This is a genomic window from Halomicrobium sp. HM KBTZ05 (assembly GCF_041530035.1).
Lineage (GTDB): Archaea > Halobacteriota > Halobacteria > Halobacteriales > Haloarculaceae > Halomicrobium.
Genome location: NZ_CP168057.1, coordinates 1,828,598 through 1,851,555 on the forward strand (window position 1 = coordinate 1,828,598; position 22,958 = coordinate 1,851,555).

The 22,958-nt window shown below is 66.9% G+C and carries 17 protein-coding genes and 1 tRNA gene; 6 read left to right on the forward strand and 12 right to left on the reverse strand.

Annotated features, from left to right (window positions below; genetic code table 11):
* Positions 1–75: 75 nt before the first annotated feature.
* The 5 genes from ACAH01_RS09595 to ACAH01_RS09615 all read right to left on the reverse strand — a co-directional run bounded on the left by ACAH01_RS09595 (position 76) and on the right by ACAH01_RS09615 (position 9,303).
* Positions 76–1,527 (reverse strand): DASH family cryptochrome, encoded by a 1,452-nt coding sequence (locus ACAH01_RS09595; RefSeq protein WP_372479022.1) that lies wholly within the window; start codon positions 1,525–1,527, stop codon positions 76–78.
* Between the two features lie 126 nt (positions 1,528–1,653).
* Entirely contained in the window at positions 1,654–3,645 is a 1,992-nt protein-coding gene (locus ACAH01_RS09600; protein WP_372479023.1) for a SpoVR family protein, read from the reverse strand.
* Positions 3,642–4,958: a YeaH/YhbH family protein gene (locus ACAH01_RS09605; protein ID WP_170094216.1), complete on the reverse strand. Its 1,317-nt coding sequence runs from the start codon at positions 4,956–4,958 to the stop codon at positions 3,642–3,644. The genes ACAH01_RS09600 and ACAH01_RS09605 overlap by 4 nt, the downstream gene beginning before the upstream one ends.
* Positions 4,949–7,231: a PrkA family serine protein kinase gene (locus ACAH01_RS09610; RefSeq protein ID WP_372479024.1), complete on the reverse strand. Its 2,283-nt coding sequence runs from the start codon at positions 7,229–7,231 to the stop codon at positions 4,949–4,951. The genes ACAH01_RS09605 and ACAH01_RS09610 overlap by 10 nt, the downstream gene beginning before the upstream one ends.
* On the reverse strand, positions 7,231–9,303 hold the full coding sequence (locus tag ACAH01_RS09615; RefSeq protein ID WP_372479025.1) for a PrkA family serine protein kinase: 2,073 nt from the start codon (positions 9,301–9,303) through the stop codon (positions 7,231–7,233). The genes ACAH01_RS09610 and ACAH01_RS09615 overlap by 1 nt, the downstream gene beginning before the upstream one ends.
* A gap of 423 nt (positions 9,304–9,726) precedes the next feature.
* Here ACAH01_RS09615 and ACAH01_RS09620 point away from each other — a divergent pair, with 423 nt between their 5' ends.
* Positions 9,727–10,110 carry a DUF5820 family protein gene (locus ACAH01_RS09620; RefSeq protein ID WP_170094213.1) on the forward strand — a complete coding sequence of 128 codons (384 nt, stop codon included), beginning with the start codon at positions 9,727–9,729 and terminating at the stop codon, positions 10,108–10,110.
* A gap of 103 nt (positions 10,111–10,213) precedes the next feature.
* On the opposite strand, the gene ACAH01_RS09625 is transcribed toward ACAH01_RS09620, so the two are convergent.
* Both ACAH01_RS09625 and ACAH01_RS09630 read right to left on the reverse strand, forming a co-directional pair.
* Positions 10,214–12,193, reverse strand: a complete 1,980-nt coding sequence (locus ACAH01_RS09625) for an ATP-binding protein (protein WP_372479026.1) — start codon at positions 12,191–12,193, stop codon at positions 10,214–10,216.
* Between the two features lie 46 nt (positions 12,194–12,239).
* Entirely contained in the window at positions 12,240–14,198 is a 1,959-nt protein-coding gene (locus tag ACAH01_RS09630; RefSeq protein ID WP_372479027.1) for a PAS domain-containing protein, read from the reverse strand.
* An 87-nt stretch (positions 14,199–14,285) separates the two neighbouring features.
* Between ACAH01_RS09630 and ACAH01_RS09635 the strand changes: the two genes are divergently transcribed.
* On the forward strand, positions 14,286–14,747 hold the full coding sequence (locus ACAH01_RS09635) for a UPF0179 family protein (RefSeq protein ID WP_153553373.1): 462 nt from the start codon (positions 14,286–14,288) through the stop codon (positions 14,745–14,747).
* A 149-nt stretch (positions 14,748–14,896) separates the two neighbouring features.
* Here ACAH01_RS09635 and ACAH01_RS09640 read toward each other — a convergent pair whose 3' ends face one another.
* From ACAH01_RS09640 to ACAH01_RS09650, 3 genes are read right to left on the reverse strand one after another with little or no spacing between them, the layout of a single operon-like run.
* Positions 14,897–15,691 (reverse strand): succinylglutamate desuccinylase/aspartoacylase family protein, encoded by a 795-nt coding sequence (locus ACAH01_RS09640; protein WP_208627950.1) that lies wholly within the window; start codon positions 15,689–15,691, stop codon positions 14,897–14,899.
* Between the two features lie 48 nt (positions 15,692–15,739).
* Positions 15,740–16,234 carry a DUF309 domain-containing protein gene (locus ACAH01_RS09645; RefSeq protein ID WP_170094209.1) on the reverse strand — a complete coding sequence of 165 codons (495 nt, stop codon included), beginning with the start codon at positions 16,232–16,234 and terminating at the stop codon, positions 15,740–15,742.
* Between the two features lie 50 nt (positions 16,235–16,284).
* Positions 16,285–16,566, reverse strand: coding sequence for a DUF4187 domain-containing protein (locus ACAH01_RS09650; protein ID WP_170094208.1), 282 nt, complete (start codon positions 16,564–16,566; stop codon positions 16,285–16,287).
* A 99-nt stretch (positions 16,567–16,665) separates the two neighbouring features.
* Between ACAH01_RS09650 and ACAH01_RS09655 the strand changes: the two genes are divergently transcribed.
* From ACAH01_RS09655 to ACAH01_RS09670, 4 genes are all read left to right on the forward strand, one after another.
* Positions 16,666–16,749, forward strand: a tRNA-Leu gene (locus ACAH01_RS09655).
* 599 nt (positions 16,750–17,348) lie between these two features.
* Complete coding sequence (locus ACAH01_RS09660; protein WP_372479028.1) at positions 17,349–17,546, forward strand: hypothetical protein; 198 nt, start codon at positions 17,349–17,351, stop codon at positions 17,544–17,546.
* A gap of 58 nt (positions 17,547–17,604) precedes the next feature.
* On the forward strand, positions 17,605–18,447 hold the full coding sequence (locus ACAH01_RS09665; protein WP_170094207.1) for an inositol monophosphatase: 843 nt from the start codon (positions 17,605–17,607) through the stop codon (positions 18,445–18,447).
* 164 nt (positions 18,448–18,611) lie between these two features.
* Positions 18,612–19,778 carry a DUF63 family protein gene (locus ACAH01_RS09670; RefSeq protein WP_372479029.1) on the forward strand — a complete coding sequence of 389 codons (1,167 nt, stop codon included), beginning with the start codon at positions 18,612–18,614 and terminating at the stop codon, positions 19,776–19,778.
* On the opposite strand, the gene ACAH01_RS09675 is transcribed toward ACAH01_RS09670, so the two are convergent.
* Positions 19,775–21,091 carry a hypothetical protein gene (locus ACAH01_RS09675; RefSeq protein WP_372479030.1) on the reverse strand — a complete coding sequence of 439 codons (1,317 nt, stop codon included), beginning with the start codon at positions 21,089–21,091 and terminating at the stop codon, positions 19,775–19,777. The genes ACAH01_RS09670 and ACAH01_RS09675 overlap by 4 nt on opposite strands.
* Positions 21,092–21,197: 106 nt before the next feature.
* Positions 21,198–22,925: a YcaO-like family protein gene (locus ACAH01_RS09680; RefSeq protein ID WP_372479031.1), complete on the reverse strand. Its 1,728-nt coding sequence runs from the start codon at positions 22,923–22,925 to the stop codon at positions 21,198–21,200.
* Positions 22,926–22,958: the final 33 nt, after the last annotated feature.

Below are 22,958 nucleotides of genomic sequence, written 5' to 3' on the forward strand. Positions count from 1 at the left end.
TGGGGCAGTTGATCCGGTCAGGAGCGACGACGATCCATCAAACACTGTCAGTTCGAGTTGGCTCGACGGCGGCCGTCACCGGAGCTTCTCGTACGACGCTTCGAGGTCGATCATCGGCGCGGGGTAGTCGATTCCCAGTTCGACGCCGTGGTGGGCCTGCTCGCGCTCGCTCATCGTCCAGGGCTCGTGGACGTACTCTGGTGGGAGTGCCGACAGTTCTGGACACCAGCGAGTGACGTACGCCCCCTCGGGGTCGTAGTGTGTCGCCTGCCCGACGATCTCGAAGTAGTTGTCTCGCGAGTCGTTGCCGACCTGTGACTGATACGCCCAGTTACACCAGTTCGAGGCCACGTCGTAGTCGACCAGCCGCGACTCGAAGTAGGCCGCCCCGAGCCGCCAGTCGATCCGGAGGTTGTTCGAGAGAAACGAGGCGACGTTCTGGCGACCGCGATTGCTCATGTAGCCCGTCGCGTTCAGCTCGCGCACGTTGGCGTCGACGAACGGAATCCCCGTCTCGCCACGCGTCCAGCGCTCGAACTGCTCGCGGTCGCGCCGCCAGCGAATGTCGTCCCGCTCACGGATGCCGCCGGGCAGGAACCACTTCGCACCGTACTTCGCGAGCTGGTACTGGAAGAAGTCCCGCCAGGTCAGTTCGAAGACGAGCCAGTACGTCGAGTCGTTGGCCACCCGGTCGGTCTCGTACTGCTCGACCTCGCGGTGGATCCGGCGTGGCGAGAGACAGCCAAGGGAGAGCCACGGCGAGAACTTCGAGGAGTAGTCGGCACCCACGAGCCCGTTGCGCGTCTCGCGGTACTCCCGCAGGCAGTCGCGCTCCCAGACGTACGTCGCGACTCGATCCAGCCCCGCCGTCTCGCCGCCGGTCCAGTCGAGAACGCCGCGGTCGTCGACTGCCGCCTCGTCCTCGTCGAAGCCGAACTCCGCGAGCGTGGGGAGATCGTCGGCACCGCTGGTGGCGCGACGGCCGCCGTCGGGGGCGTGTACCCACTCCGGGGCCGGTTTGGGCGGTCGGACGGTCGCCTTCGCTTCGGTTCGGTCCTTCCACGGCGTGAAGGTGTCCTCGATCTCGTCTGGCGGCCTGGGGAGATCCTCGCGGTGGTACAGCGTGTGCGTCCAGAACGTCTCGAAGCCGATCCCGGCGTCGGCCAGCCCCGCCCGAACGCTGCCCGCTTCGGCTCGCTCTTCGGGACCCGGAAGCGCCTGCCAGTAGACCGCGTCGGCGTCGAACTCCGCGGCGGCCTCGGGGACGACCGTTCCGGGGTCGCCGCTGCGAACGTACAGTTCGCCGTCCCGGTCCCGCAACGACTCGCGCAGGTCCGCGAGGCTCTCGATCAGGAACTGCGCCCGATGGGGGCCGACCTTTTCGAGCCCGAACATCCCCTCGCCGGTCAGTCGGTCCGGGAGACAGTACAGCGGCACGACGGTGTCGGCCTCGGCGACGGCACGTCGCAGCGTCGCGTTGTCGTGACAGCGCAGATCACGGCGGAACCAGACGAGAACGGTACTCATACCACAGCCAACGGCCGCTAGCGGCCTGGTACCAATGGATAACAGCGTAGGTGTCCGGTCGGCCGAACTGGTGGAAAACTGCACGAAGAAGGACGATCTCGCGGAGACTCGTCGTGACCCGGACCGCTACGACAGCCACTCGTCGGGCTTGGTGTCGTAGTCGATGTCGTCGGCGTCTAGGTGTTCGACCTCGGACCAGTCGACCTCCTGCATCGTGACCTCCTCGCCGTCGTATCGCAGGCGCTTGCCGATCTCCTCGGGCTCGGGTTCCTGGTCGCGTCGCCGCGCGACCTCCACGTCGTGTTCGTCGAACTCCTTGTCGATGGTCAGGAGATTGACCGGCCGTCCCCAGAGTTCGAAGACGCGTTTTAGCGTCTCCGTGGCCTGTTCGAGGTCCAGTAGGACGCCGTTGTACTGGTGGGTCAAGAGGAGTTCGTTGCGGTTGCGGTAGTTGCCGTCGGCGACGGTGATCGTCGGCTTGCCGAAGTTGGTGAACTGCAACATCAGCTTCTTTTTCACGTCTTCGGCGGCCGTCGAGGTCGCACGGAAGTCACCCGAGGAGTGGGTGTACTCGTAGGTGAAGTAGTCGTGTTCGTCGACGAACTCCTGGGTGAGGAACTCGTCGAGGAAGGTCACGTCGTTGTGGCTCTCGCGAACCTCGCGCATCCGCTCCCAGCCCCGAGCGTAGTCGACGTCCGCGAGGGCGTCGGCCACGCTCTCGTACCGGGCGTCGTCGAACATGTACCGCGAGATGCGCTCCAGCTCTGACTGGCTGATGCGCGAGACGAACCCGCGGTACTGTGGCTTGACCAGCGAGTAGTGGCGTTCGGCCATCCCCGCTTCGGTCAGGACCTTCCACGGGTAGGTCTCGACGTCGATCTCGCCGTCGCGGGCGCGAGCGAGCGCGTCGGCGTCGACCCGCGGATCGTCGGGGTCGAGGTCGTCGAGGCTGGCGGGCACGTCGGTCACCGCTGGATCGGGCGCGATCAGGTCCTGGACCCGCTCGAAGTCGATCACGTCGTGGAAGTTCCGCCAGGTCACGTCCTCGACGCGGAGCAGTCGCTCGACGACTTCCCGACGGTTCTCGCTGTTTTCGAGGTACGTCCACAGTTCGAGGCCGAGCTTGTAGGGGTTGAGCCCGCCCGACCCGAGGACTTTCGACATGTGGTCGGCGTAGAGGACGAACTCGTCGGCGCTGGCGAACTGCTCTCCCGCCATCATGACAGACTCCCAATAGCTCGCCCATCCCTCGTTCATCACCTTCGTCATCTTCTGGGGAGCGAAGTAGTAGGCCTCCCGGCGGAGCATCTCCAGTACGTCCGACTGCCAGTCCGCCATCTCGACGGCCTTCTCGCCGTCGGCGTCGTACTGCATCCCGTGGGTCTGGAGGAACGCGAGGACGTCTTTCTGTGGCTCTTCGGGGAACGTGATCGGCTCGTCGTCCTCGCGCTGGGCGTCGAGCCACTCCTCGGTGAACACCTGGCGGCGGACTTCCTCGGAGAGTTCGAGATCGCCGAGCTGGTCGGCTACTTCCGCCAGATCCTCCTCGTCGGGCCGATCCTCGCCGTCGACGGGCGCGTAGGGCTGGTGCTGGTCGATGTTGTCTTCCAGACAGAGGACGTGGTCGATCCACTTCTCGACCTCGGCGCGGTCGATCTCGGGGTCTTGCATGTATTCCTCGATCGTCTCGGCGTGGCGTCCCAGCATCGCCGCGGCCTCGGGATCGTCTGCGAACAGTCCGAACCAGTCGTTGTTCGCGAAGAAGTCGGCGTGCGCCTCGACGTGGGTGATGACGGCCTTCTGGTCGGCCAGCTCGTTGGACTCCTGGAGGAAGGCGTGGGCAGGGTTGTCGTTGTTGACGATCTCGAAGGCCTTCCCGCCGAGGAACTGTCCCTGCTTTTGCTGGCGGTCGTAGGCCATTCCCCACCGCCAGTGTGGGTACCGCTGCTGGAACCCCCCGTAGGCGATCAGCTCGTTCATCTCGTCGTAGTCGACGATCCAGTAGTTGACGGGGTAGGGGGTCAAACCGAGTTTCTTCGCCAGATTCGCCGCCTCGTCGACTGACGTTTCGAGTTCGGCGGCGACGCGCTGTTTGCGGATGTGGTCGTCGGTACTCATGATTCGTCCTCCGTACTCAGGATCTCGTAGATCGCGTCGGTCACGTCCTCCGGGCTGGAGACGTAGGCCACGGCCACGTCGTCGGTCCCGCGGAAGTGACGCTCCACTTCCTCGGCGTGGGTCGCGTTGATCGCGTTGCCCGACGGCTGGGTCTCGACGTAGGCGTGGAGGTTCGCCGGGATCTCCTCCATCAGTGGGATGACGTGTTCCTCGGTGTCGTTCGAGGAGTTCTCCGAGTCGCCGGCTGCGAACACGTAGCGGTTCCAGTCGCTCCAGGGATAGGCTTCTTCGAGACGGTCGAGCGCCACTTCGTAGGCGCTGGAGATGCGAGTGCCGCCGCCAGAGCGGATGCCGAAGAACTCGTCGCGATCGACCTCCCAGGCGTCGGCGTCGTGGGCGATGTAGACGAACTCGGCGTGGTCGTACTTGCCCTGGAGGTACCAGTCCAGCGGCGTGAAGGTCCGCTCGACCAGTTCTCGTTTCTTCTGGCGCATCGACCCGGACACGTCCCGGATGTTGACGACGACGACGTTCTTCTCGCGCTCCTCCTCGATCTCCGGGTAGCGGTATCGCTCGTCTTCCCGCCGGAACGGGATCTGGTCGACGCCCTCCCGTCGGATCCGGTTGGCGGTACTCTCCCGGTCGACCGCGTCGGTCATCTCGTCGATGCTGTCCCAGACCGTCTTCTCGTCGGCCGGCAACTCGGCGTAGGCCTCCTCGATCCAGGCCTTCGAGACGGGGATGTGTTGCTCGCGGGCCCACTCGAAGACGGTCGCTGGCCCCCAGCCGTCGACTTTCAGCGCCTCGCGGACGAACGCCTCGTCGAAGTCCATCGCGAGCTTTCGCTTGAGCCCCTGTTTGAACAGCCGCTCGAAGTCCAGCGTCGAGGAGGGGCCAGACCTGGTGATGTCGGTGAAGTCGCCCTCGACCTCCTCGATCACCTGCTTGCCCTTCGGTTCGAGATCGAGTCCGAGTTGCTCGTCCAGTTCCTGGGCGAACTCCTCGGGATCCATCTCGTAGTACTCGTGGTCGCCGCCGTCCTCGCCGGGCTCGCCGTCCTCGTCGCCGTCGTCGTCTGGCTGGGGCTGGCCTACCGGATCACCGGGCTGGGGCTGGCCGTCCTGGCCCTGACCGACGCCGCCCATGTCTCGCTGGTCGTACTCGAACTCGGGGAGATCGACGATCTTGATCGGGATCTTCACCGAGTCCTGGCGGCTCTGGCCGAGGTCGCCGTACTGGATGAACTCGGCGAGGTCCTGCCGGCGTTGCTCGCCGACTTCGCGGTACCGTTCGAGGTCGTCTCTCAGTCCCATTTGTAACTCACCTGGCTCATGACGTGGCGACTCGTCAGCTCCGCCGACGCCGCGCTGTAGTCGAAGAGGTCGCGCATGTTCTCGATCGTCGTCTCCTTCAGATCGGCCGTCTCGGTCCCGCTCGGTGGGTTGTCCCACTGGCGCGGGTCGAAGTCCTCGTAGGCCCGCCGTACGTCGGCCCAGTCGTGGCTCCCGAGCACCGTCTGGATGACGGGGATCTCCTTGGGGTTCACGTCGCCGACGCGGAACGTCTCGTCGCGGGACTGCCAGGCGTGGCGGTTCAGCGCCGTGATGATCTTCTCGGTCCGGAACGACCTGACGGCGTCGTCGGGCTCGTTGCCGTCGTAGTTGTCCTCCGCGAAGCGGCCGAGGTGCTCGATCTCGAACACCTTCATCTTCAGCGGGTCCGGCTCCTCGTACTCGCCGCGTTCGTTCTCGATTTGCTCGTCGGACTCCCAGGCGTAGACGTGTTCGACGTACTCCTCGACGGTCGACTCGTCGACGCGCTTGTCTCGCATGATCGCATCGAGCACGTCCCGTTCCTGTTCGGCGAAGACGTGGTTCTTGACCGGCACCACGCGCTCCTCGAACTCGCTGGCCTCGGTCGGCGAGAACACCGGGGCGCTGTCGAGCTGTTCGGCCATCCGGTTGAGCACGTCTCGCGGCATGAGAACCCGTTCGACCGGTAACTCGGCGTGGTGGCGGTCCTGTGGTTCGTGCAGTAGGTCCGCGATCACGTCCCGCGTGAACGTCACGGGGATCCCGCCCTCACCGTCGGCGGCGGCGTCGGAGAAGTCGAACTCCTCGGCCGCGATCCGGTCGTCGCCCTCCCGGAGGTAGCCACGGTCGAACAGCAACGCCTTGTCGACGAGGTCGAGTCCGCCCGGCAGGTCCGTCGCGTCGAGTCTGGAGACGATCGCGTACATCGCCGCCGCTTCGAGGGTGTGGGGAGCCAGCTCCACGTCGGTCACGTCGTTCGCACTGTCCCGGACGGCGACCGTGAGTGGTTCCTGGATCCACGTCTCCAGTTCCTCCCAGGAGTCGGCCTGCCACACCGTCGTCTCGTTGGTGAGTTCGCGACGGAGGAGCTCTGCCTCCAGCGAGAGGTTCGTCAGGTACGTGAACTCGTGTTTGTCGAGGCGGCGCTTGAGTGCCTTCAGCGGGTCCTGTCCCTCGCGGTCGGCGTGCTGATTGAGCTGGGCTTCGAGGTCGGGGTTCGAGATGATGATCAGCTGCGTGTCGATGTCCATCCCGATGCCCTTGTCCAGTTTGACGTGGCCCTCGTCGGGGACGTTCAGCAGTTTCTGGAGCAGGTCCGCGTGCTGGGCCGCGTCCTCGACGATAGTCAGCAGGCCGTTGCCCTGCGAGAGCACGCCGTCGTAGGAGAACGCCTGCGGGTTCTTGCGCCCGCGAGAGTCCAGTTCTCGCAGCATTCCGTGCATCCACGAGCCGACGAGTCGCTCCTTGGGCGAGCCCTCGTCTTCGGAGTGGAGGACGCCGATGCCGTCGCCCACGTCGACGACGAAGTTCTTCACCCGGAGATGTTCCGGGCTCGTGACCGCAGAGAAGAGGTCCTCGACCCCCTCGCGGCGGTACTGCTCTTCGAGGAACTCGTAGGCCTCTCGCGAGAACGGATCGAGGTCGCCCTCCAAGCGCAGCGTGACGTGGTCGTCGAGGCGCTCGTTGAGCGCCGCGAGGAGATCGCGACGCACGTCCTGTGGGAACACCGTGAGCGGATTGACCTGGACCGGGCTCTCGTACCAGTCGTCCTCGTCGGCCACGGGGTCGTCGCCGTAGGTGAGCGTCCGGTCGCTCCCGCCGGCTCCGGCGACGTTCCACTCGACGGTGTAGCGCCGCCCCTCGTCGGTTCGGGAGTACTCGCGGAGCCCGTTGATGAGACAGCGTTTGAGCTCCGATTTCCCGGTGGCCGTCGGGCCTTCGAGCCAGATGATCTTCTCGTCTTTGCCCCGGCCCGCCGCGATCGATCGCAGGTCGTCGACGAGCTTGTTCAACACCTCGGTGTTGCCCAGGATGGCGTGCTCGCCGTCGTTGTGGGGATCGTCGAAGAACCGATAGCGATCCTTTCGCTCGCCCTCTTCGATGACGGTTCGGGTGCCGGCGTCCTCGATGGCGTCGAGCAGGTACTTCGAGGCGTGGGAGGCCAGTGCAGGCCGTTCGAACAGTCGATCGAGGAAGGCCGCGAGGCTCACGGGCTCCTCGTAGGTGCTGTCGAGTGCCTCGTTGGCCCGACCGATGTAGTCCTCGCCGCTCATCACTCTTCCATCTCGCTTTTGGCGACCTCCGCACCGGCGAACTCCAGCACCTCCTTGGCCCCTTCCTCGGAGTAGCCCTGCTCGATCAGCGCGTCGATCCACTCGTTGCGCTCGTCGTCGTCCATCTCGCCGCTGGAGACCAGCGCGGAGAAGTTGATGTTGTGTTTCTTGTCCTCCCAGAGCTTGCGCTCCAGGGCGCGACGCAGGCGGTCATTGTCCTGTGGGTTGAACGTATCCCCTTCGCGTGCGCGCCGCGAGACCCAGTTGCTCACTTCCTGGCGGAAGTCGTCCTTGCGGTCTTCTGGCAGGTCGAGTTTCTCCTCGACGCCGCGCAGGAACTGCTCGTCTGGCTCTTGCTCGCGGCCGGTGAGATCGTCCTCGACGGTGTCGTCGTCGATGTAGGCCATGACGTGGTCCATGTACTTCTCGCCCTGGCGCTGGATCTCGTCGATGTCGTAGGCCAGCGCGTGGCGCACGTCCTCGATCGCTCGCTGCTTGTACTCCTCGCGGACGAGTTCGAGGTAGCGGTAGTACGTCGAGAACTCCTCTTCGGGGATCGATCCGTGGTTCTCCAGATTTCCTTCGAGGTGATTGAACGTCGTCAGCGGCGAGAGGAACTGCCGGCTGCGGTGCATCGAATCCATGATCGCCTCGGCGATCTCGTCGCCGATGAACCGCGGCGAGACGCCGTCCATCCCCTCGCCGATGTCGGCCGTCTCGGCGGCCTCCTCGCGCAGTTTCTTCACGTCCACGTCCTCGGCCTCGCCGATCTCGCCGTTGTAGGCTTTGGCCTTCTGGAGCATGTCGACGGTCTCTGAGTCCGGTTCCTCGATCCGGGTGAGGACACCGAACAGACCGGCCATCTCCAGAGTGTGGGGTTCGACCTGGATGTCCGGAAGGTCGGCGTTGCGCAGCATCTTCCGGTAGATCCTTGCCTCGTCCTCGTAGCCCAGCACGTACGGGAAGTCGATGCGCTTGGTCCGGTCGTTGAACGCCTCCATCTTCTCGTCGCCCTTCTTGTCCCGGTACTCGGGCATGTTCGTCCGGCCGACGATCACCTGGTCGATGTCGATGCGAGGGTTGTTCTTTGGCTTGATCGTCTGTTCCTGGGTCGCGTGCAGGAAGTCATAGAGGAACTCTCGCTGGAGCTTCAACAGCTCCTCGCCGGAGAAGATACCGCGGTTGGCGTTGCAGAACGCCCCGGAGTAGTCGAAGGCCCGCGGGTCGCTCTCGCCGTAGATCGCGATCTTCGAGTAGTTCACGTCGCCGGTCAGCTCGGTCTCGTCCTGGTTTTTCTTGTCCTTGGGTTCGAACGTCTCGATCCCCTGGCGCTGGTTCTCGTCGGCGATGAAGCGGACGATCTCGACGTGGTTGTCCAGGACCGATTCGAGGTCGTCGTCGTAGTGGGCGAGCAACCGATCCATGTAGAACTCGCTGGCCGGATCGAGCGACTGCTCGTTGCGGATCGTGTAGGGAGCGTCCAGCTCCTCGTTGATGTCCTCGATGACGCGGTCGCGCTGTTTCTGTGGCAGCAGGACGATCGGGTCCTGGTTCATCGGCGATCGGACCACGTCGTCGGCCGGGTCCTGATCGTCGATCACGTCACAGAGGTTCGTCCACCGGAACGTGTACATCCGGCCGTCGTCCCGGAGCGTGTAGTCCTCGAAGTACCGTCGGATCTGCCGGTCGAAGTCGGACTTTCCGGAGCCGACCGGTCCCAGCAACAGCTTGATGCGCTTCTCTGGCCCCAGCCCGCGTGCCCCCGACTTGACCTTGTTGACGAACTCGTGCATCGCCTCGTGGACGACACGTCCGTAGAAGGTGTTCTCGCCGTCGTTGATCGGGTCTTCGGAGGCGAGCTTGTACTCGACGACGCCGGCATCTTCGTCGTACTCGGTGCCGTAGTAGTCGAACATGTCGGCGACGCGCTGGTGGGCGTTGCGAGCGATCGTGGGGTGGTCGTACAGCTCGTCGAGGTACCAGTCGAACGAGTGAGTCGTCCGGAGATCCGCCGGAATGGAATCCTGGTACTCTCTGCTCAGCTCCTCGAGTGATTCTTTGGTGCCTGTCATACTATCACAGCGTGTGGTCGAACGCTGACGACGCCGTCAGCCGTGCCGGAACCGGTGTCTCGGGAACCGTTCGGGTCAACAGTACTGGAACGCTCGGACCGGCGGTCCGGGCGTCTGTTGTTTTTTCGTGCCATGTGTATGCGTACCAATGACCGAAACGAACACCGCCGTTCTGGGCATTGGTACCATATCGCTGATCGAACCGTTTCCGATACTATTTAACGTATGGGTGATACAGACATATAATCCTTGTCTCGATCGCCACCAGAGTCGCCATTAATTCCAATATTTGTCATCGAGAAAGTACGATTACGTAAGTAGGTCGACCCTCGTGGGTCGTCTGGGACGCTCGGGAATCACCGCCACGCTCGTCACCCGACGAGCGATCGTCGGACCTTTCTCCGGGGCGGCCGTCGACCGAGCATGGGACTCGACGCGCTGAACCCGGCCTGGGAACGCTGGAACGAGGAGCGAGGGCGGATCGTGCTCGCGTACCGGCCGGACGTGTTCGACGGAGGGTCGTTGCCGGCGGCGTGTCTGCCGACGATCTACGTGACGCGTGGCAAACGGGGCCGTCGCCCCGGTGGCGAACGCGTCGGCCACGACTGGTTCGTCACGCTGTACCTCGAACCCGACGTCGACTGTGGCACCGATCGGTACGACGATCGGGCGGCGGCGATCGACGCCGCAGTGTCGCTCGCAGACGACTTCGACGCCGGCCGGATCGACTACAGAGACGAGTATCAGGTGCCCCGCGACGAGTACTTTCGGGCGCTCGACGAAGTGGTCGGCCCGACAGACGAGTGATCATCGCCGCGCGGTAACCGGCGAAGCGACCGCAGCCGTCCGTCGGGGCAGCGTCGAACAGTTCGACGACGCCCCGTCCGGACGAAACGGGGAGACGGCGGCGTCACCACTCGTCGGGAGCGATCCGGCGGATCGAGACGTTGTCGAACGCTGCCGTCGCCCGATCCCGAGCGACCCCGCTGTGGACCGCCAGCCCCAGCGTGATCGGGTCGGACAACGAGAGCGGGCGCTGGTCGATCGTCCGCCAGCCCCGGCCGTCGCGGGAGACGTAACAGGTGAGGCTGTCGTCGATGCGATCCAGACGGAGCCAGCGAGCGTCTGCCACGCCCGAACCGAGACGCTGGCTGATCGGCGTCGCACTCCGCGTCTGTCGCCAGCAGGTCTCCACTTCGTCGTCCGGCGTTCGGCCGACGGAGCCGTACGGCGCGCCGTCACCGGCGTCGTCCCTGACGGTCAGTCCGGCCTCGCTGTCGTGTCCGGCCGCTTCGAAGTCGGCGAGGCGGGCACGGACGCTGATCGGCCCGGCGACGCTCGTGTAGACGTAGTAGAACCCGCCGCGCTCGCCGTCGCCACCGCCACCGGTCACGACCCACTCGTCGCCGTCCTCGCTCACGCTCCCCGCGAGGGCCACGCTGCCGACGTCGCGAGCGTCCGTGAGGTCGTAGGTCGCGTCGGCCGGCGCGTGGCGTGACGGATCGGTCGCCATCATGCAGTTCCGGAGTGCGATCTTCGCGCCGCCGGCTCGGCTGGCCTCGACGCCGACCTCCCAGTTCAGTCGGTCGGCGGCGTCGGCGACGATCGCCAGCCCCGTGCCCGTGCCGTCCTCGGCTGTCGTGAAGCCGGCTTCGAACACCTTGGCGCGCTCTGCCTCCGGGATACCGGGACCGTCGTCTGCGACGTAGAAGCCGTCCGCCAGCGCACCCAGCCAGACGGTCACGTCCGATCCCCCGTGATCGATCGCGTTGGTGAAGAGGTTCTCCAGGATCGGACGCAGCGCGGACCGTTCGGCGTTGACGATCGTCTCGTCGAGGAGATCGATCCGCAGCGTCGACGACTCCCGTGCGACGACCGCCCACACGTCACGGGCCATGTCGGCCAGTCGCGTGTAGTGTGGGTCGCCGTCGTGTGCGCCGCCGACCAGGGTCTCGAAGTCGCTGATGAGTTCCTGCATCCGGCGGTTGGCGTTCTCCACGCGGTCGAGGGCCGCCTGGTCGCCCGCTCGGGCCAGTTCGAGATAGCCGTCGGCGACCTGGAGGGGCGACCGCAGGTCGTGGGTTACGAAGCCGGTGAAGCGTTCGAGCTGGTCGATCCGGCGCTGCATCTCCCGGCGCTCGCGCTCCCACTCGGACACGTCGCGCGCCCAGCCCACGACGCCGCGCAGTTCGCCTGCCCCGTCCGTCCAGGGGAGGATCGTGCGCTCGATCCAGCGAGCAGATTCGCCGGTGTCGTGTTGTTCGACGGCTCCGACGATCGGTTCCCCGGTGTCGAGGACCGACTGCGTTCGGTCGTGGGCGCGTTCGGACACGTGGGACGCGCCGTCGCGCTCGCTCGCGAGGTCCGCGTCGGTGCGGCCGTACAGCAGTTCCGGGTCCAGCTCGCCGTCGCCAGCGGCCGCGACGTACTGTCCGGCGCGGTTCTTGACGAAGGGCGATCCGTCGTGAGCGTCGAGCAACTGCTCGAAGGCGTCAGTCTGGAGGCGGGTCGCGGAGTTGGCTTCGCCCCGACGAGCCACGTCCCGGACCGTCTCGACGAACGACGCACGCGATATCGTCGAGCGGTGGAGGTAGATACCGCCTGCGGCAGCGGTCGCGGCCGCCTCGTCGGCGTCGTAGGTCTCGGAGACGGTGATCCAGGGGACGCCGTCGGCGGTCGAGACCGCTCTGGGGTCGACGCTCGAACGCCCGGATTCGGCGGCGACCACACAGACGACACCGGCGTCGATCTGGTCGGCCGTGAGCGGCTCTGTGACCGATCGAACGGCGAACCGGTCGAGATCGCTCAGCGGGTCCAGGGCGTCGGAGTCGGCGGGTTCGACGGCGAGGATCGTCGGTGTCTGTCCGAACGACCGACGGGAGAGCGTCATAGCTGGAGTTACACGCTGAGTAAAATAAACGTACGGACCGAAAGAATCAGCGCCCGTCGTCGGTTACTCGCACCGAGACGTCGTCGAACACCGCAGTACAGCGACGCTGGGATGCAGTGTCCGAGACGATCAGTCCGACGTAGGCTCGCCCGGACAGTTCGAGCGTGCGCTGGTCGACCGGCTGCCAGGACCGGCCGTCGACCGACACCGAGACCGTGACCCGGTCGCCGTCGAAGGTGAGGCGAAACCAGTCGTGCTGCCCGACGACCGCGTCCAATCGCTGGCTCGTTTCGGCCGTGGTCGCCGCCGTCTGCCAGCGGACCTCGGTTCCGCCTCCGGCCGTCCGCCCGACGGAACCAGAGACAGCGTCCGTCGACAGCGACGACCGGATCGTGAGGCCGGCGGTGCCGTCCGGACCGCCCTCGTCCAGCCGACGGAGCCGAGCCGTCATCTCGACCGGACCGTCGACGGCCGCGTACGCGAACTCGCTTCGCTGCCCCTCGTGGGAACTGCGCCCGCTGGAGAGGGTCCAGCGGTCGCTGTCGACGGCGACACGGCCCTCGAACTGGTCGCTCCCGACGGTGGCCGAGCCGTCGAGCGTGCGGTCCCCCCGCAGTTCGGGGACCTGGGGGCGCTGGGTGACCAGCATACAGTTGCGAACCTCGTAGCGCGCGACGCCGTCTGTGCGGGAGACGCCGAGCGTCCACCCCTGTGCTTCGACCGTCGACCGGACGCTCGGCGACACCGGCTCGGGGTCGTCGCCAGCGGCGTCGGCGTGGGTGTGCTCGACGTAGAAACCGTCGTCGAGCGCACCGAGAGACACCTCGACGGATCGGCTCTCCCGGCCGCCGTCGGAGCGGTCGTTCGCGGCGACGGCCGTCTCGAAGAACGCTTCGAGGAGCGGCCTGATCGTCGATTCGGGTGCATTGACGACAGCGTCGTCCGAGAGCGCCACCGACAGCGAGCCTCGACGATCGCCCACGACCGTCCACACGTCCCGAGCGATCGCCGCGATCCGGGCCGTCTGCGTGCGCTCGATGTCGACCTGCTGACCGTCGACGAGTCGTTCGAGGGCGTCGACGAGTTCGGCCATCCGGTCTGTTGCCTCCGCCAGACGGTCGAAGGCCACCTCGTCGCCGGCCCAGGCGAGGTCGAGATAGGCGTCGACGACCTGTAGCGGCGACCGCAGTTCCTGACTGACGTAGCTGGTGAACCGTTCCAGCCGGTCGATCCGGGTCTGCAGCGCGGCTCGGGTCTCGTGGCGCTCCGTGACGGACCGTTCGATGCCGACGACACCGACGATCGAACCGTCCACCCGCCAGGGGTAGATCGTCCGTTCGAGCCAGGCGGCTCCCTCGCCCTGACCGAACCGCTCGACGGCTCCGAGGATCGGTTCGCCGCTCTCGGCGACCGTGAGCGCGTTCCGATGACGGCGTTCGAGCAGTGGCGCGTCGGCGTCGCCTTCGCGTGCCAGCTGTGCGTCGGTGTTGCCCAACAGCGAGCGATCGCGCTCGTCGGCGTTCGAGACGGCGAGGTAACGTCCGTCCGCGTCCTTGACGTAGATCGTCTCACTCCGTGTCGAGAGCAGTTGCTCGAACGCGTCCGCCAGCAGCGACTCGCTTCGCCTGCGCTCGCCCGACTCGGCACCACTGGCCAGTGCCGTCGCGAACTGGCCCCGAGAAGCCGACGGCGGGACGTAGCGGGCACCAGTGAGACCGACCGCACCGGCGCGGTCGGCCCCGCCGGCCGTGGGGGCGATCAGGACGGAAACGTCGTCGGTGACCTCGAACACGTCGGTCGCGAGATCGTCGCCGGTCCCGTCGGGGAGCGAGTCGCGCGCGAGCAGGCAGACGACGCCCTCGTCGAGCGCCGCGAGCGCCGCCTCGCGGTCGGCCACGAACGCCAGTTCGTATTCCGGGACCACTTGGGCCACCTGTGGCGGGTCGTCGAACCCGACGACGAGGACGGTCGGCTCGCCGTCGAGGTATCGCCGCAGATAGGTCACTACCCGACGTAGGGCCGTTCGGTACGTAAATATGTGGCCCGCGACCCAGTCGACACCTATAGTGGTCTGCCCCGAGAACGAACGACCATGACTACCGTGACGCTGATCGGCTCCCGCCTCGCGACGGCCGGCGAGGAGTTCGTCTATCGCGGCGAGGCAAGCGGCTGTGACGGCTGTCCCTATCGCGACCAGTGCCTCAACCTCACCGAAGGCGTGCGCTACCGGATCACGGACGTTCGCGAGTCGGGACAGGTCCTCGACTGTGCCGTCCACGACAGCGGCGTCAAGGCCGTCGAGGTCGAACCCGCACCGATCAAAGCCAACGTCAGCGCGAAAGGAGCCTACGCCGGGAGTAGCGCCACGCTGGAGGGGCCGTGTCCCTACACCGGCTGTCCGAGCCACGAGTACTGCGAGCCGGCGGGAGCGTCCTTCGACGAAGAGTACCGCATCGACGAAATCGTCGGCGATCCCCCCCACGACTACTGCGGACTGGATCGCGACCTCACGCTCGTCGAGCTGGCACCGCCCGAAGAGCGCAGCGGCCGCTGACAGTCACGCCCGTCGACGCGGATCTGCCGTCGTTCTGTCGACCGGGCAAACGGCGACACGACGCCGTCTCACACTGCCGGCTGTCACTTCGTGACGATCTTCGCCACCCCGGGGTGGCGAAATCGATCACAGATTTCCAGCCGGTCGTATCAGTCGTCACTCCGGAGACTGCCGGTCCGCTCTGCCGTGTAGCCGAACACGTCCTCGTAGCCGTCCGGCGAGAGCAACACCGGGTGGAACGGCTCGTCGGCGACGAGGGGGTCGCCGTCGGTGGCGGCGAACGCCTCGCCGGCACCGACCTCCTCGAAGTTGTCCGCGTACACCTCGTAGACCTCGCCCATCGCCTTCGGGATCGGGTCGCCGAGTTCGTACACCGGTACGTCTCTGGGTTCGGTGCGTGACGCCGCTGGCAGCACACCGACCGCCTGGAGGAAGGCCCGCGTCAGCACGACGGCGTTGTCGGCCGCCTGCTCGGAGCCCTGATAGCCACACTCGACCTCGATCGTCGCCGGAATCCCGTCGAAGATCCGCCCCTCGTTCGAGCCGTCCGTCTCGATCACGGCGTCGATCGGGAGGCGCGGGCAGACGCTCCGGGCGAGGTCGTCGATCGTATCTACGAGCGCGAACATCCCGCCGTAGGACCGCGTCGAGTGCAGCGCCAGCGTCGTACAGTCCCCGATCTCCTCGACCAGCCTGGCCGCCAGTCGCTCCTCGCGGGAGCCGTCCGGCGAGCCGGGGAACGATCGGTTCAGGTCGGTGTCGACGTAGCGCTGGCCGCGCTCGATCGCCGCCTCGTTGGCGATCACGAACGCGACCGGTCGCTCGACGGTCGGCGACGCTTCGAGGAGTGTCTCGACCGCGTGGACACCGCAGGGTTCGTCACCGTGGATCCCACCCACGACGGCGACCTCGGGATCGCCGTCGCCCAGTTGTTCGACGTACACAGCAGCATGCAGCGGCTCCACGGAGAAATATTACACGCTCGCCGGCCCCTACTCCAGGGACGCGGCGTACTCGAAGTCCCGCTCGCGCGCGGTCGGACACTCGTCGTCCAGCCCGATCTGCCAGCCGTGCAGGGCCGTCGGATCGTCCAGGGCGTCGGTCAACACCGTCCGCACGTCGAGGACGTCGACGCCGTAGTAGTCCGGGGGCGTCCCCTGGAGATACTGCAAGGCGGTCCGAAAGAGGCTCCGCATCCCGTCGTCGTTCTCGAAGTCGAAGTGCTTGTACGCACCTGCGGCGACCTGCACCATTCCGTGGAGGAACGCGCTCTCCGTGGTCCCCTGTCCGTAGTTGTACCACTCCGCTTCGAAACAGTCGTGGGCCTCGTGAAACTCCCCGGCGTTGTAGAGCCGAACGCCGTGGACCACGGCCCCGCGGAGAGTGCCGTGTTCCCACCCGTTCGACGCGCGACGATCCTGGTCCCAGCCCGTCGGGTTCCCGGAAATCGGCGGGGCGACATCGTGATCACGGGTGTGATCGTCCATACCGAGTCCTGGAGTGGCAGGGAGGTAATCCCTCCGCTCGACGGCGGACGCTACGCGAGCGCCGTCCAGTCGACGTGGGCGACGACGAGGACGACGACGCTCGCGACGATCCCGAGCAGGATCGATGCCTGAACGACTGCGTAGAGCACGATCGCGCCTGCGACGACCCAGCCCAGGGCACGCTGTCGCTGGCTCGCGAGGAGCGACCCGCTCGACTGCCAGCGGTCGCGGGCGTTCGCACACTCCTCGGCGTCCCCACAGTGGTCGTCGAGTGACTCCTCGTTCGCCAGCCGCACCCCGCAGAACGGACAGTACTCGATCTCGGAGGGCATATCCGGCGTCTCCAGTCGACCGGACAAAACAGTTTGGACGCGACAGCATCGTTCCGTACTGCATATATACTTCCCCACACTGAACCCGAACGCAAGCGTGCGAGGGTAGCCAAGCCTGGAAACGGCGGCGGACTCAAGATCCGCTCCCGTAGGGGTCCAAGGGTTCAAATCCCTTCCCTCGCATGACGCGGCGACACGACACGTGTCGGCGCGGAATGCACCCGGAAGGGTTTGAATCAGGGAAGTCCCAGCGGCCGAACGCAGTGAGGCCGACGGTCTTCCCGTGGTTCAAATCCCTTCCCTCGCACTGGTCGACCGATATCGCCGTCGGGCGACGACGGTCGCCCGACACGTGAGAACGGTCGGACACGGGCCCACGCGGCCCCTCGCAAACAGCGAGCGGTCGTTGTCACGTTCGCGCGTCTCCCATCGGTGTCCCGATGGGAGCGCGTCGAGCCGGCAACGACCGACCGGTGCAGGAAGATCTGCGAGGGCGTCCCCACGGACGCCCTCGTTGTGAGCGGGGAGCGCAACGCGCGACCCGCGAACGGAGCGATCTTCCCTCGCAAACTTCTACCGAGACGCTTCGAGTAGCCACGCCTGGAAACGGCGGCGGACGCAAGAGCCGCTCCCAGCGTCGTCGTGAACGAAGTGAACGACTGCTTGGAAGACGCGCGAGACGGGGATATCGCCACAGGCAACGGCGGCGAAGAAACCCACTGTGTCAAGCGTTCGTTTCACCATGGCGTAGGTTTAAGCCCGCCGGAGTGGTATACTGTCACATGGCCACGGATCAGCGCGAGCCAACCGGTCTGGACGTGACACCGCTGGAGAACACGGCGTTCTTCTCCATCGAGACAGACGACGGGTACGTCCGCATCGAACAGTCCCTCGGGAATCAGGTCCTGTACACGCCCGAAGAGGCCCGTGACATCGCGGAGTCGATCCTCGCAGCCGCCGACGAAGCCCCAGAGGAGTAGCGTCGACGGGGCGGTCGGAAGCGGTGACGCTATTTGTCGGGACGACCGATCCCACGACATGACAGACGCCCACCACCGAGCGGCGATCGCCGAGCGCGCAGCGCGTGCCGGCGGCGTCGTCGCTCGCGAGCGGTTCCGCGGGTCCTTCGAAGTCGAGACCAAGGCCGACAAGACCGATCTGGTGACGATAGCCGACAGAGAGGCCCAACAGCAGGTCGTCGCGACGATCCGAGAGGAGTTCTCCGGCGACCAGTTCGTCTGTGAGGAGGACAGCCCCCAGCTCGCCGGACCCGAGAGCGACGCGGCCGAAGCGACGCTGGTCGAGAGCGTGCCCGAGTCCGGCCCGGCCTGGATCGTCGACCCGATCGACGGCACGACGAACTTCGTCCGCGGGAATCGGACGTGGGCGACCAGCGTCACGGCGCTTGTCGACGGCGAACCGGTCGGCTCGGCGAACTACCTCCCGGCGATGGGCGACCTCTACGCGGCGGGGCCCGAGAGCGTGACGCGGGACGGCAAGTCGATGCGGGTCAGCGAGGAGACCGACACCGACGCGTTCCTGGTCGCCGTCGTCAACCGCTGGGAGGACGCGACCGCGTTCGGCGACCTGTGTCGAATCGCCGACGAGGAACTGGGCGACGTGCGACGGCTGGGCTCGTTCCAGGCGACCCTGTCGCTGCTGGCCGACGGCGGGTTCGACGCTGCGGTCTGTACGCAGTCTGCGAACGCCTGGGACACCGTGGCCGGTGTCCACATGGTCCGTGCGGCCGGCGGGACCGTCACGGACGTCGACGGCGACCGCTGGACCCCAGACAGCGAGGGGCTGGTGGCGTCGAACGGTACCGATCACGGAGCCGTGCTCGACGCCGTCGCACAGGTCCGCGGGAAAAGCGCCGACTGATACGACCGGCTGGAAATCTGTGATCGATTTCGCCACCCCGGGGTGGCGAAGATCCTCACGAAGTGACAGCCGGCAGTATGAGACCGTCGCTGGAACGCGACGCGTGGGTGAGAAGCAGACACAGGACCGGAACGCTAAAACGCCCACCTCACGGCGAGACATGCATGGACGCAGTGGCTCGACTGGAATCGAGACTCGACGGCCGCGACCCGCTCCGGCTCTGGGTCGCCTCGTTGGTTGGGCTGGTCGGACTCTTCTCCGGGGCCGCGCTGGTGGCCACGCAGACGGTCTGGGACCGATTCGTCTGGCAGTACTTCTGGGGGCCAGTCGCGGCCGACGCGCAGGCGGCCCGCTGTGCGTTGCGGGAGGGCAGTACCGTGGAGTTAGTGTTCAGCGCCGACGCCTGTGCGCAGGCCCAGGCCACCGGGAGGGCGGTCTACGCCGAGCCGGGGTACACGATCGTCTCGGAGGTCGGCTACATGCTCGTGCTGGTGTACATGCTGGTCGGCGTCTACCTCTTCTTGCAGCGCTACGAGCTCGTCACCGACATCGACCTGTACTACCCGCTGGTTCCGTTCATGCTGCTGGGGGGCTCGCTCCGGGTGGTCGAGGACGCGACCGACGCCGCCGTCAGGGCCGGCGTCGACCCGGCGATCTCGTACCCGCTGAACTCCCTGCTGGTCAGTCCGGTCATCTACTTCACGCTGTTCGTGCTGACGCTCGGATCGCTCGTCGCCGTGCGCCGACTGGAACGGGATGGACGGATCGACCACGGCAACCGCGCTCTGGGCGTCGTCGGCTGGGGCCTGCTCGCGGCGAACCTCCTCTATCTCCTCTGGCTGTCGGTCACCAGAGAGTACGTCACGCTGTACCCCCAGATGGTGACCATCGTCGTCGTCGGTGCGATCGCGCTCGCGTACGTCAACTGGAAGGCGATCGAAGTCGCCTGGCCGGAGCTGACCGACGCGACGGCGTACATCGGCTTCTTCGTGCTCTGGGGCCACGCGATCGACGGGATCGCGAACGTGATCACGGGCGACTGGCTCGACGCGCTCGGGATTCCCGGTGAGTACTTCGCCAAGCACCCGGCAAACCGGATCATCGTCGACGTGACCGAGGCGGTCCAGCCGGCGTCGCTGTCGGCGACGATCGGCACGTCGTGGCCCTTCCTCGTCGTCAAGATGCTCGTCGCGTCGCTCGTGCTGTGGCTCTTTACCGAGGAGTTCGTCGAAGAGAGCCAGCGCTACGCGCTCCTCTTGCTGGTCGCCGTGACGGCCGTCGGTCTGGGTCCGGGAACGCGGGACATGCTGCGCGTCACCTTCGGGATCTAGGCCCGGCCGTCGGCCCGGCCGATCGCCCGACCCGCGAGCAACAGCGGAATCCCGCAGACGACCACGGCGATCCCGTAGATCCCGTTCAACACCGCGACCAGCATGCCGAGCCCCAGCGGTCCGAGCGGGATGCCCTGCTGGAAGAGCACGAGACCGAAGGCTACACAGGCCGTCGCGACGGCGAGCCGACGGCGTCGACGGCCCAGCGCGTACCCCGCCGGCAGGAACGCGAACAGCGCGGCGAACAGACCCAGGAAGACGCGCTGGGCCCGAAGGAGACCGGACTGCTGGAACACCGGCAGCACGACGACGGCCGTACCGACGGCAGTCACGAGTCCCGCGCCCGCGAGAGCGAGGACGGTCCGATAGGACAGCCGATCGCGGACGGCGGGGACCGACAGCGCGGCACCGACGGCGGCGAGGCCGACCCCAGCGCCGACGATCGGAACGTCCGCCGTCCCGAGCAACGAGACCGGCGCTGTGGCTACCGTCGCCAGCACGCCGACGACGCCGAGTCCACCGAGAGCCGTGGCCACCTGCTCGGTCGACGCTCCGAAGTCGAAATCGAGCCACGAGACGGCACCACAGAGTGCGGCCACGAGACAGCCGAAAAGCGCCGTCGGGAGTCCGACGAGGACCGCGACGTTCAACGCGACCACCGGGCCGAGCATCGTCAGGATCGCGAGCGAGCTCCACACGGCCCCGAGAGCGTCACCCTGCTGGGAGAACGTGACGATTCCGTAGCGGTCGAGGTCGGTCAGGGTCATGCGCGTGCGGTCGGGCGAGACGGTCGCGCCTGGGACGGTCCGTTCGACCGTCATCCCGTCGGGCGCGACGACGGTGAGACGGTCGGCACCGAGCCCGTCCAGAGAGCGGTAGCCGTAGCGTTCGGTGAACGCACCCGAGCGGAGCGTCCCGCCGACAGCGGGCTCGGAGAACTCCGGGTCACGGTAGCGAAGCGTCAGAACGCCGTCCGACGAGACGTTCGAGCCCAGAAGCGTCACGTCCCACATCGCCCGATCGGCGATCGCCGTCCGCAGGCTCTCGTTGGCCCGGAGCCGCTCGGCCGCGGGCTCTCGGAGCGTGTTTCGCACGGTCCAGGTCGCCGTCCCGTTCTCGGCGACCCGCACGGTCGCGGTACTCTCGACGACGGTCGCCTCGACACCGTGTGCGCCCGCGGTCTCGGCGAACGTCTCGCCACAGGCGTCACAGAGCGGACGAGGCGGCGGCGCACCGACCGCGGGAGCGACTGCGAGTGTGGTCGACGCGAGGAGGACGAGGCCGACGACGGCGGCGAATCTGCGGGAGGGCATATTCTGACATCCGGACGAGGGGGTCAATAAAGTACGGGACGGTCAAACGGAGATTCGACAGACCGACGACGACCGGGCCACGCGATCGACACCCGTCGGTGCGTGTCTAGGGGAACGGGTGGTGTGGGCGATCGAGTCGCGGCTCGAAGCCGAGTTCGGTCGGGACCGTCGCCGCGCGCTCGCCGAAGAAGGCGTCGCCGAGGAACAGCGGCTGGGCCTCTGGCACCAGCACGCGGACGCCCTCGAAGCCGAGTTCGTCCAGATCCCGCGTCGTCGTCCGCGTCGCGTACGGCGTCAGCCCGACCTCCGAGAGCGCTGCGACGAGGGCGTCCAGTTCGGCCTCGCCGTCGTCGACGGCGTCTGGCCCGACCGCCTCGGCCGGGATGGTCTGGTCGTACGCCAGCAGGTCGACGGCTCGCTCTGGCTTGTCGGCGTACTCACCGATCGCGCCACTCGCCTCCGCGGCCTGTTCGGGGCCCATGCTCCGAAGCTCCATCCAGTTCTGGAGCGCCTCTTCGAGCGCGCCGAGAGCGGCCTGCTCGGGGTCGAGATCCGCCGCCGATCCGATGGCGAAGCTGGGCCACTCGTCCCGGTGGACGGCGACGGCGACGACCGGCACGTCCACGTCCTGTGTCAGCAACAGCGGCGTCACCGTCAGTCCCTCCGAGGCGGCGCGCTCGTACAGCGTCCCGAACACGTCGTCGTCGACGGTCAGCCCCAGCGGCTCGAACGTCGAGTACCACGACAGCATCGCCGCGTCCCGTTCGATCACCTCGTAGAGCCCGGCCAACAGTGCCTCACAGCCCGACGATCCCAGACCCAGCCCGGTCGTCAGGGGCGGACGGACGCGGGACTCGGTAGGCGGGTGAAAGACGAGTTCTGCGGGCACCAGCGCCGACTCGTCGGTCGCGAGGTTCTGGGCACTGATCCAGTCGAGTTCGGTCGTCGCGTCCGCGTCGGTGTCCTCGGGCGCGACGAAAGCCTCGGGCGCGACCGCGTCGTCCAGCGACGCCGCCGTGGCGGTCGTCGTCTCCGCGGCCGTGTACACGCCGGCAGCGTAGCGCTCGTAGGACTCGCCCAGCGCCTTCATGAACGCCCCGTCCCAGTCGGCCGCGACGCCGGCGGCCTGTCGCGGGGCCGTGACATCGCTGAACCCGGACGTGTCGGTGAGCTGTGCGAGATAGTACGGTGCCGGGAACGACTCCGCCTCGCCGACCTGCTGGACGATCCCCACGCGGTCGTCCAGCGCTCGTTCGGCGCGTTCGAGCGCCTGTTCGGTGTCGACCGTGGCGTGAGTGCGGTCGATCGTCGTGTCGCGCTCGCCGCCACACGAACAGCCCGGCAGCGGGAAGAAGCGACGTTTCTGACGAGGTAGCTCGACGACGTGCCCCAGCACCGACGACCCGGCCGCTCCGGGTTCGTCTGCGAGGTAGTCGGCGACGGCCGCTCCGGCGACGGCACCGGCGACACGGCGCGTCGCCGGGCCGGGTTCGTCGACGCCGTCGGCGGCCGCCGTCGTGTTGGCTTCGACGCGACCACGGAGGCAGTCGTAGCACTCCCGATCGGGATCGAAGCCGGCGATCGACGCCGGGACCGTCGGCTGGCCGCCGATACCGCCGATCTCGACCGCGATCCACGGCGTCCCGCCGTCGAGGGCCTGCTCGCTGGCGGTCTCGAACGTCGCCGCTCCGGTCTCGCCGACGACGACCGCGAAGTCGGCGCTGTCGACGGCAGGCGCTTCCCGGTGGTCGATACCCACGTCGAGGTCCTCGAGTGTCGCGAGGAGGCTCTCCGTCGCCGGTCCACTCCCCACAACGTCCACTACCGTACCCATGCCGACGAGTAACAGTAGTCGGGGTAAAAAAGC

Excerpts from the sequence above, each read along its gene's own strand:
- ACAH01_RS09595 (WP_372479022.1), bottom strand. The coding sequence starts at position 1,527 with ATGAGTACCGTTCTCGTCTGGTTCCGCCGTGATCTGCGCTGTCACGAC.
- ACAH01_RS09600 (WP_372479023.1), bottom strand. The coding sequence starts at position 3,645 with ATGAGTACCGACGACCACATCCGCAAACAGCGCGTCGCCGCCGAACTC.
- ACAH01_RS09605 (WP_170094216.1), bottom strand. The coding sequence starts at position 4,958 with ATGGGACTGAGAGACGACCTCGAACGGTACCGCGAAGTCGGCGAGCAA.
- ACAH01_RS09610 (WP_372479024.1), bottom strand. The coding sequence starts at position 7,231 with ATGAGCGGCGAGGACTACATCGGTCGGGCCAACGAGGCACTCGACAGC.
- ACAH01_RS09615 (WP_372479025.1), bottom strand. The coding sequence starts at position 9,303 with ATGACAGGCACCAAAGAATCACTCGAGGAGCTGAGCAGAGAGTACCAG.
- ACAH01_RS09620 (WP_170094213.1), top strand. The coding sequence starts at position 9,727 with ATGGGACTCGACGCGCTGAACCCGGCCTGGGAACGCTGGAACGAGGAG.
- ACAH01_RS09625 (WP_372479026.1), bottom strand. The coding sequence starts at position 12,193 with ATGACGCTCTCCCGTCGGTCGTTCGGACAGACACCGACGATCCTCGCC.
- ACAH01_RS09635 (WP_153553373.1), top strand. The coding sequence starts at position 14,286 with ATGACTACCGTGACGCTGATCGGCTCCCGCCTCGCGACGGCCGGCGAG.
- ACAH01_RS09645 (WP_170094209.1), bottom strand. The coding sequence starts at position 16,234 with ATGGACGATCACACCCGTGATCACGATGTCGCCCCGCCGATTTCCGGG.
- ACAH01_RS09650 (WP_170094208.1), bottom strand. The coding sequence starts at position 16,566 with ATGCCCTCCGAGATCGAGTACTGTCCGTTCTGCGGGGTGCGGCTGGCG.
- ACAH01_RS09660 (WP_372479028.1), top strand. The coding sequence starts at position 17,349 with ATGGCCACGGATCAGCGCGAGCCAACCGGTCTGGACGTGACACCGCTG.
- ACAH01_RS09665 (WP_170094207.1), top strand. The coding sequence starts at position 17,605 with ATGACAGACGCCCACCACCGAGCGGCGATCGCCGAGCGCGCAGCGCGT.
- ACAH01_RS09670 (WP_372479029.1), top strand. The coding sequence starts at position 18,612 with ATGGACGCAGTGGCTCGACTGGAATCGAGACTCGACGGCCGCGACCCG.
- ACAH01_RS09675 (WP_372479030.1), bottom strand. The coding sequence starts at position 21,091 with ATGCCCTCCCGCAGATTCGCCGCCGTCGTCGGCCTCGTCCTCCTCGCG.
- ACAH01_RS09680 (WP_372479031.1), bottom strand. The coding sequence starts at position 22,925 with ATGGGTACGGTAGTGGACGTTGTGGGGAGTGGACCGGCGACGGAGAGC.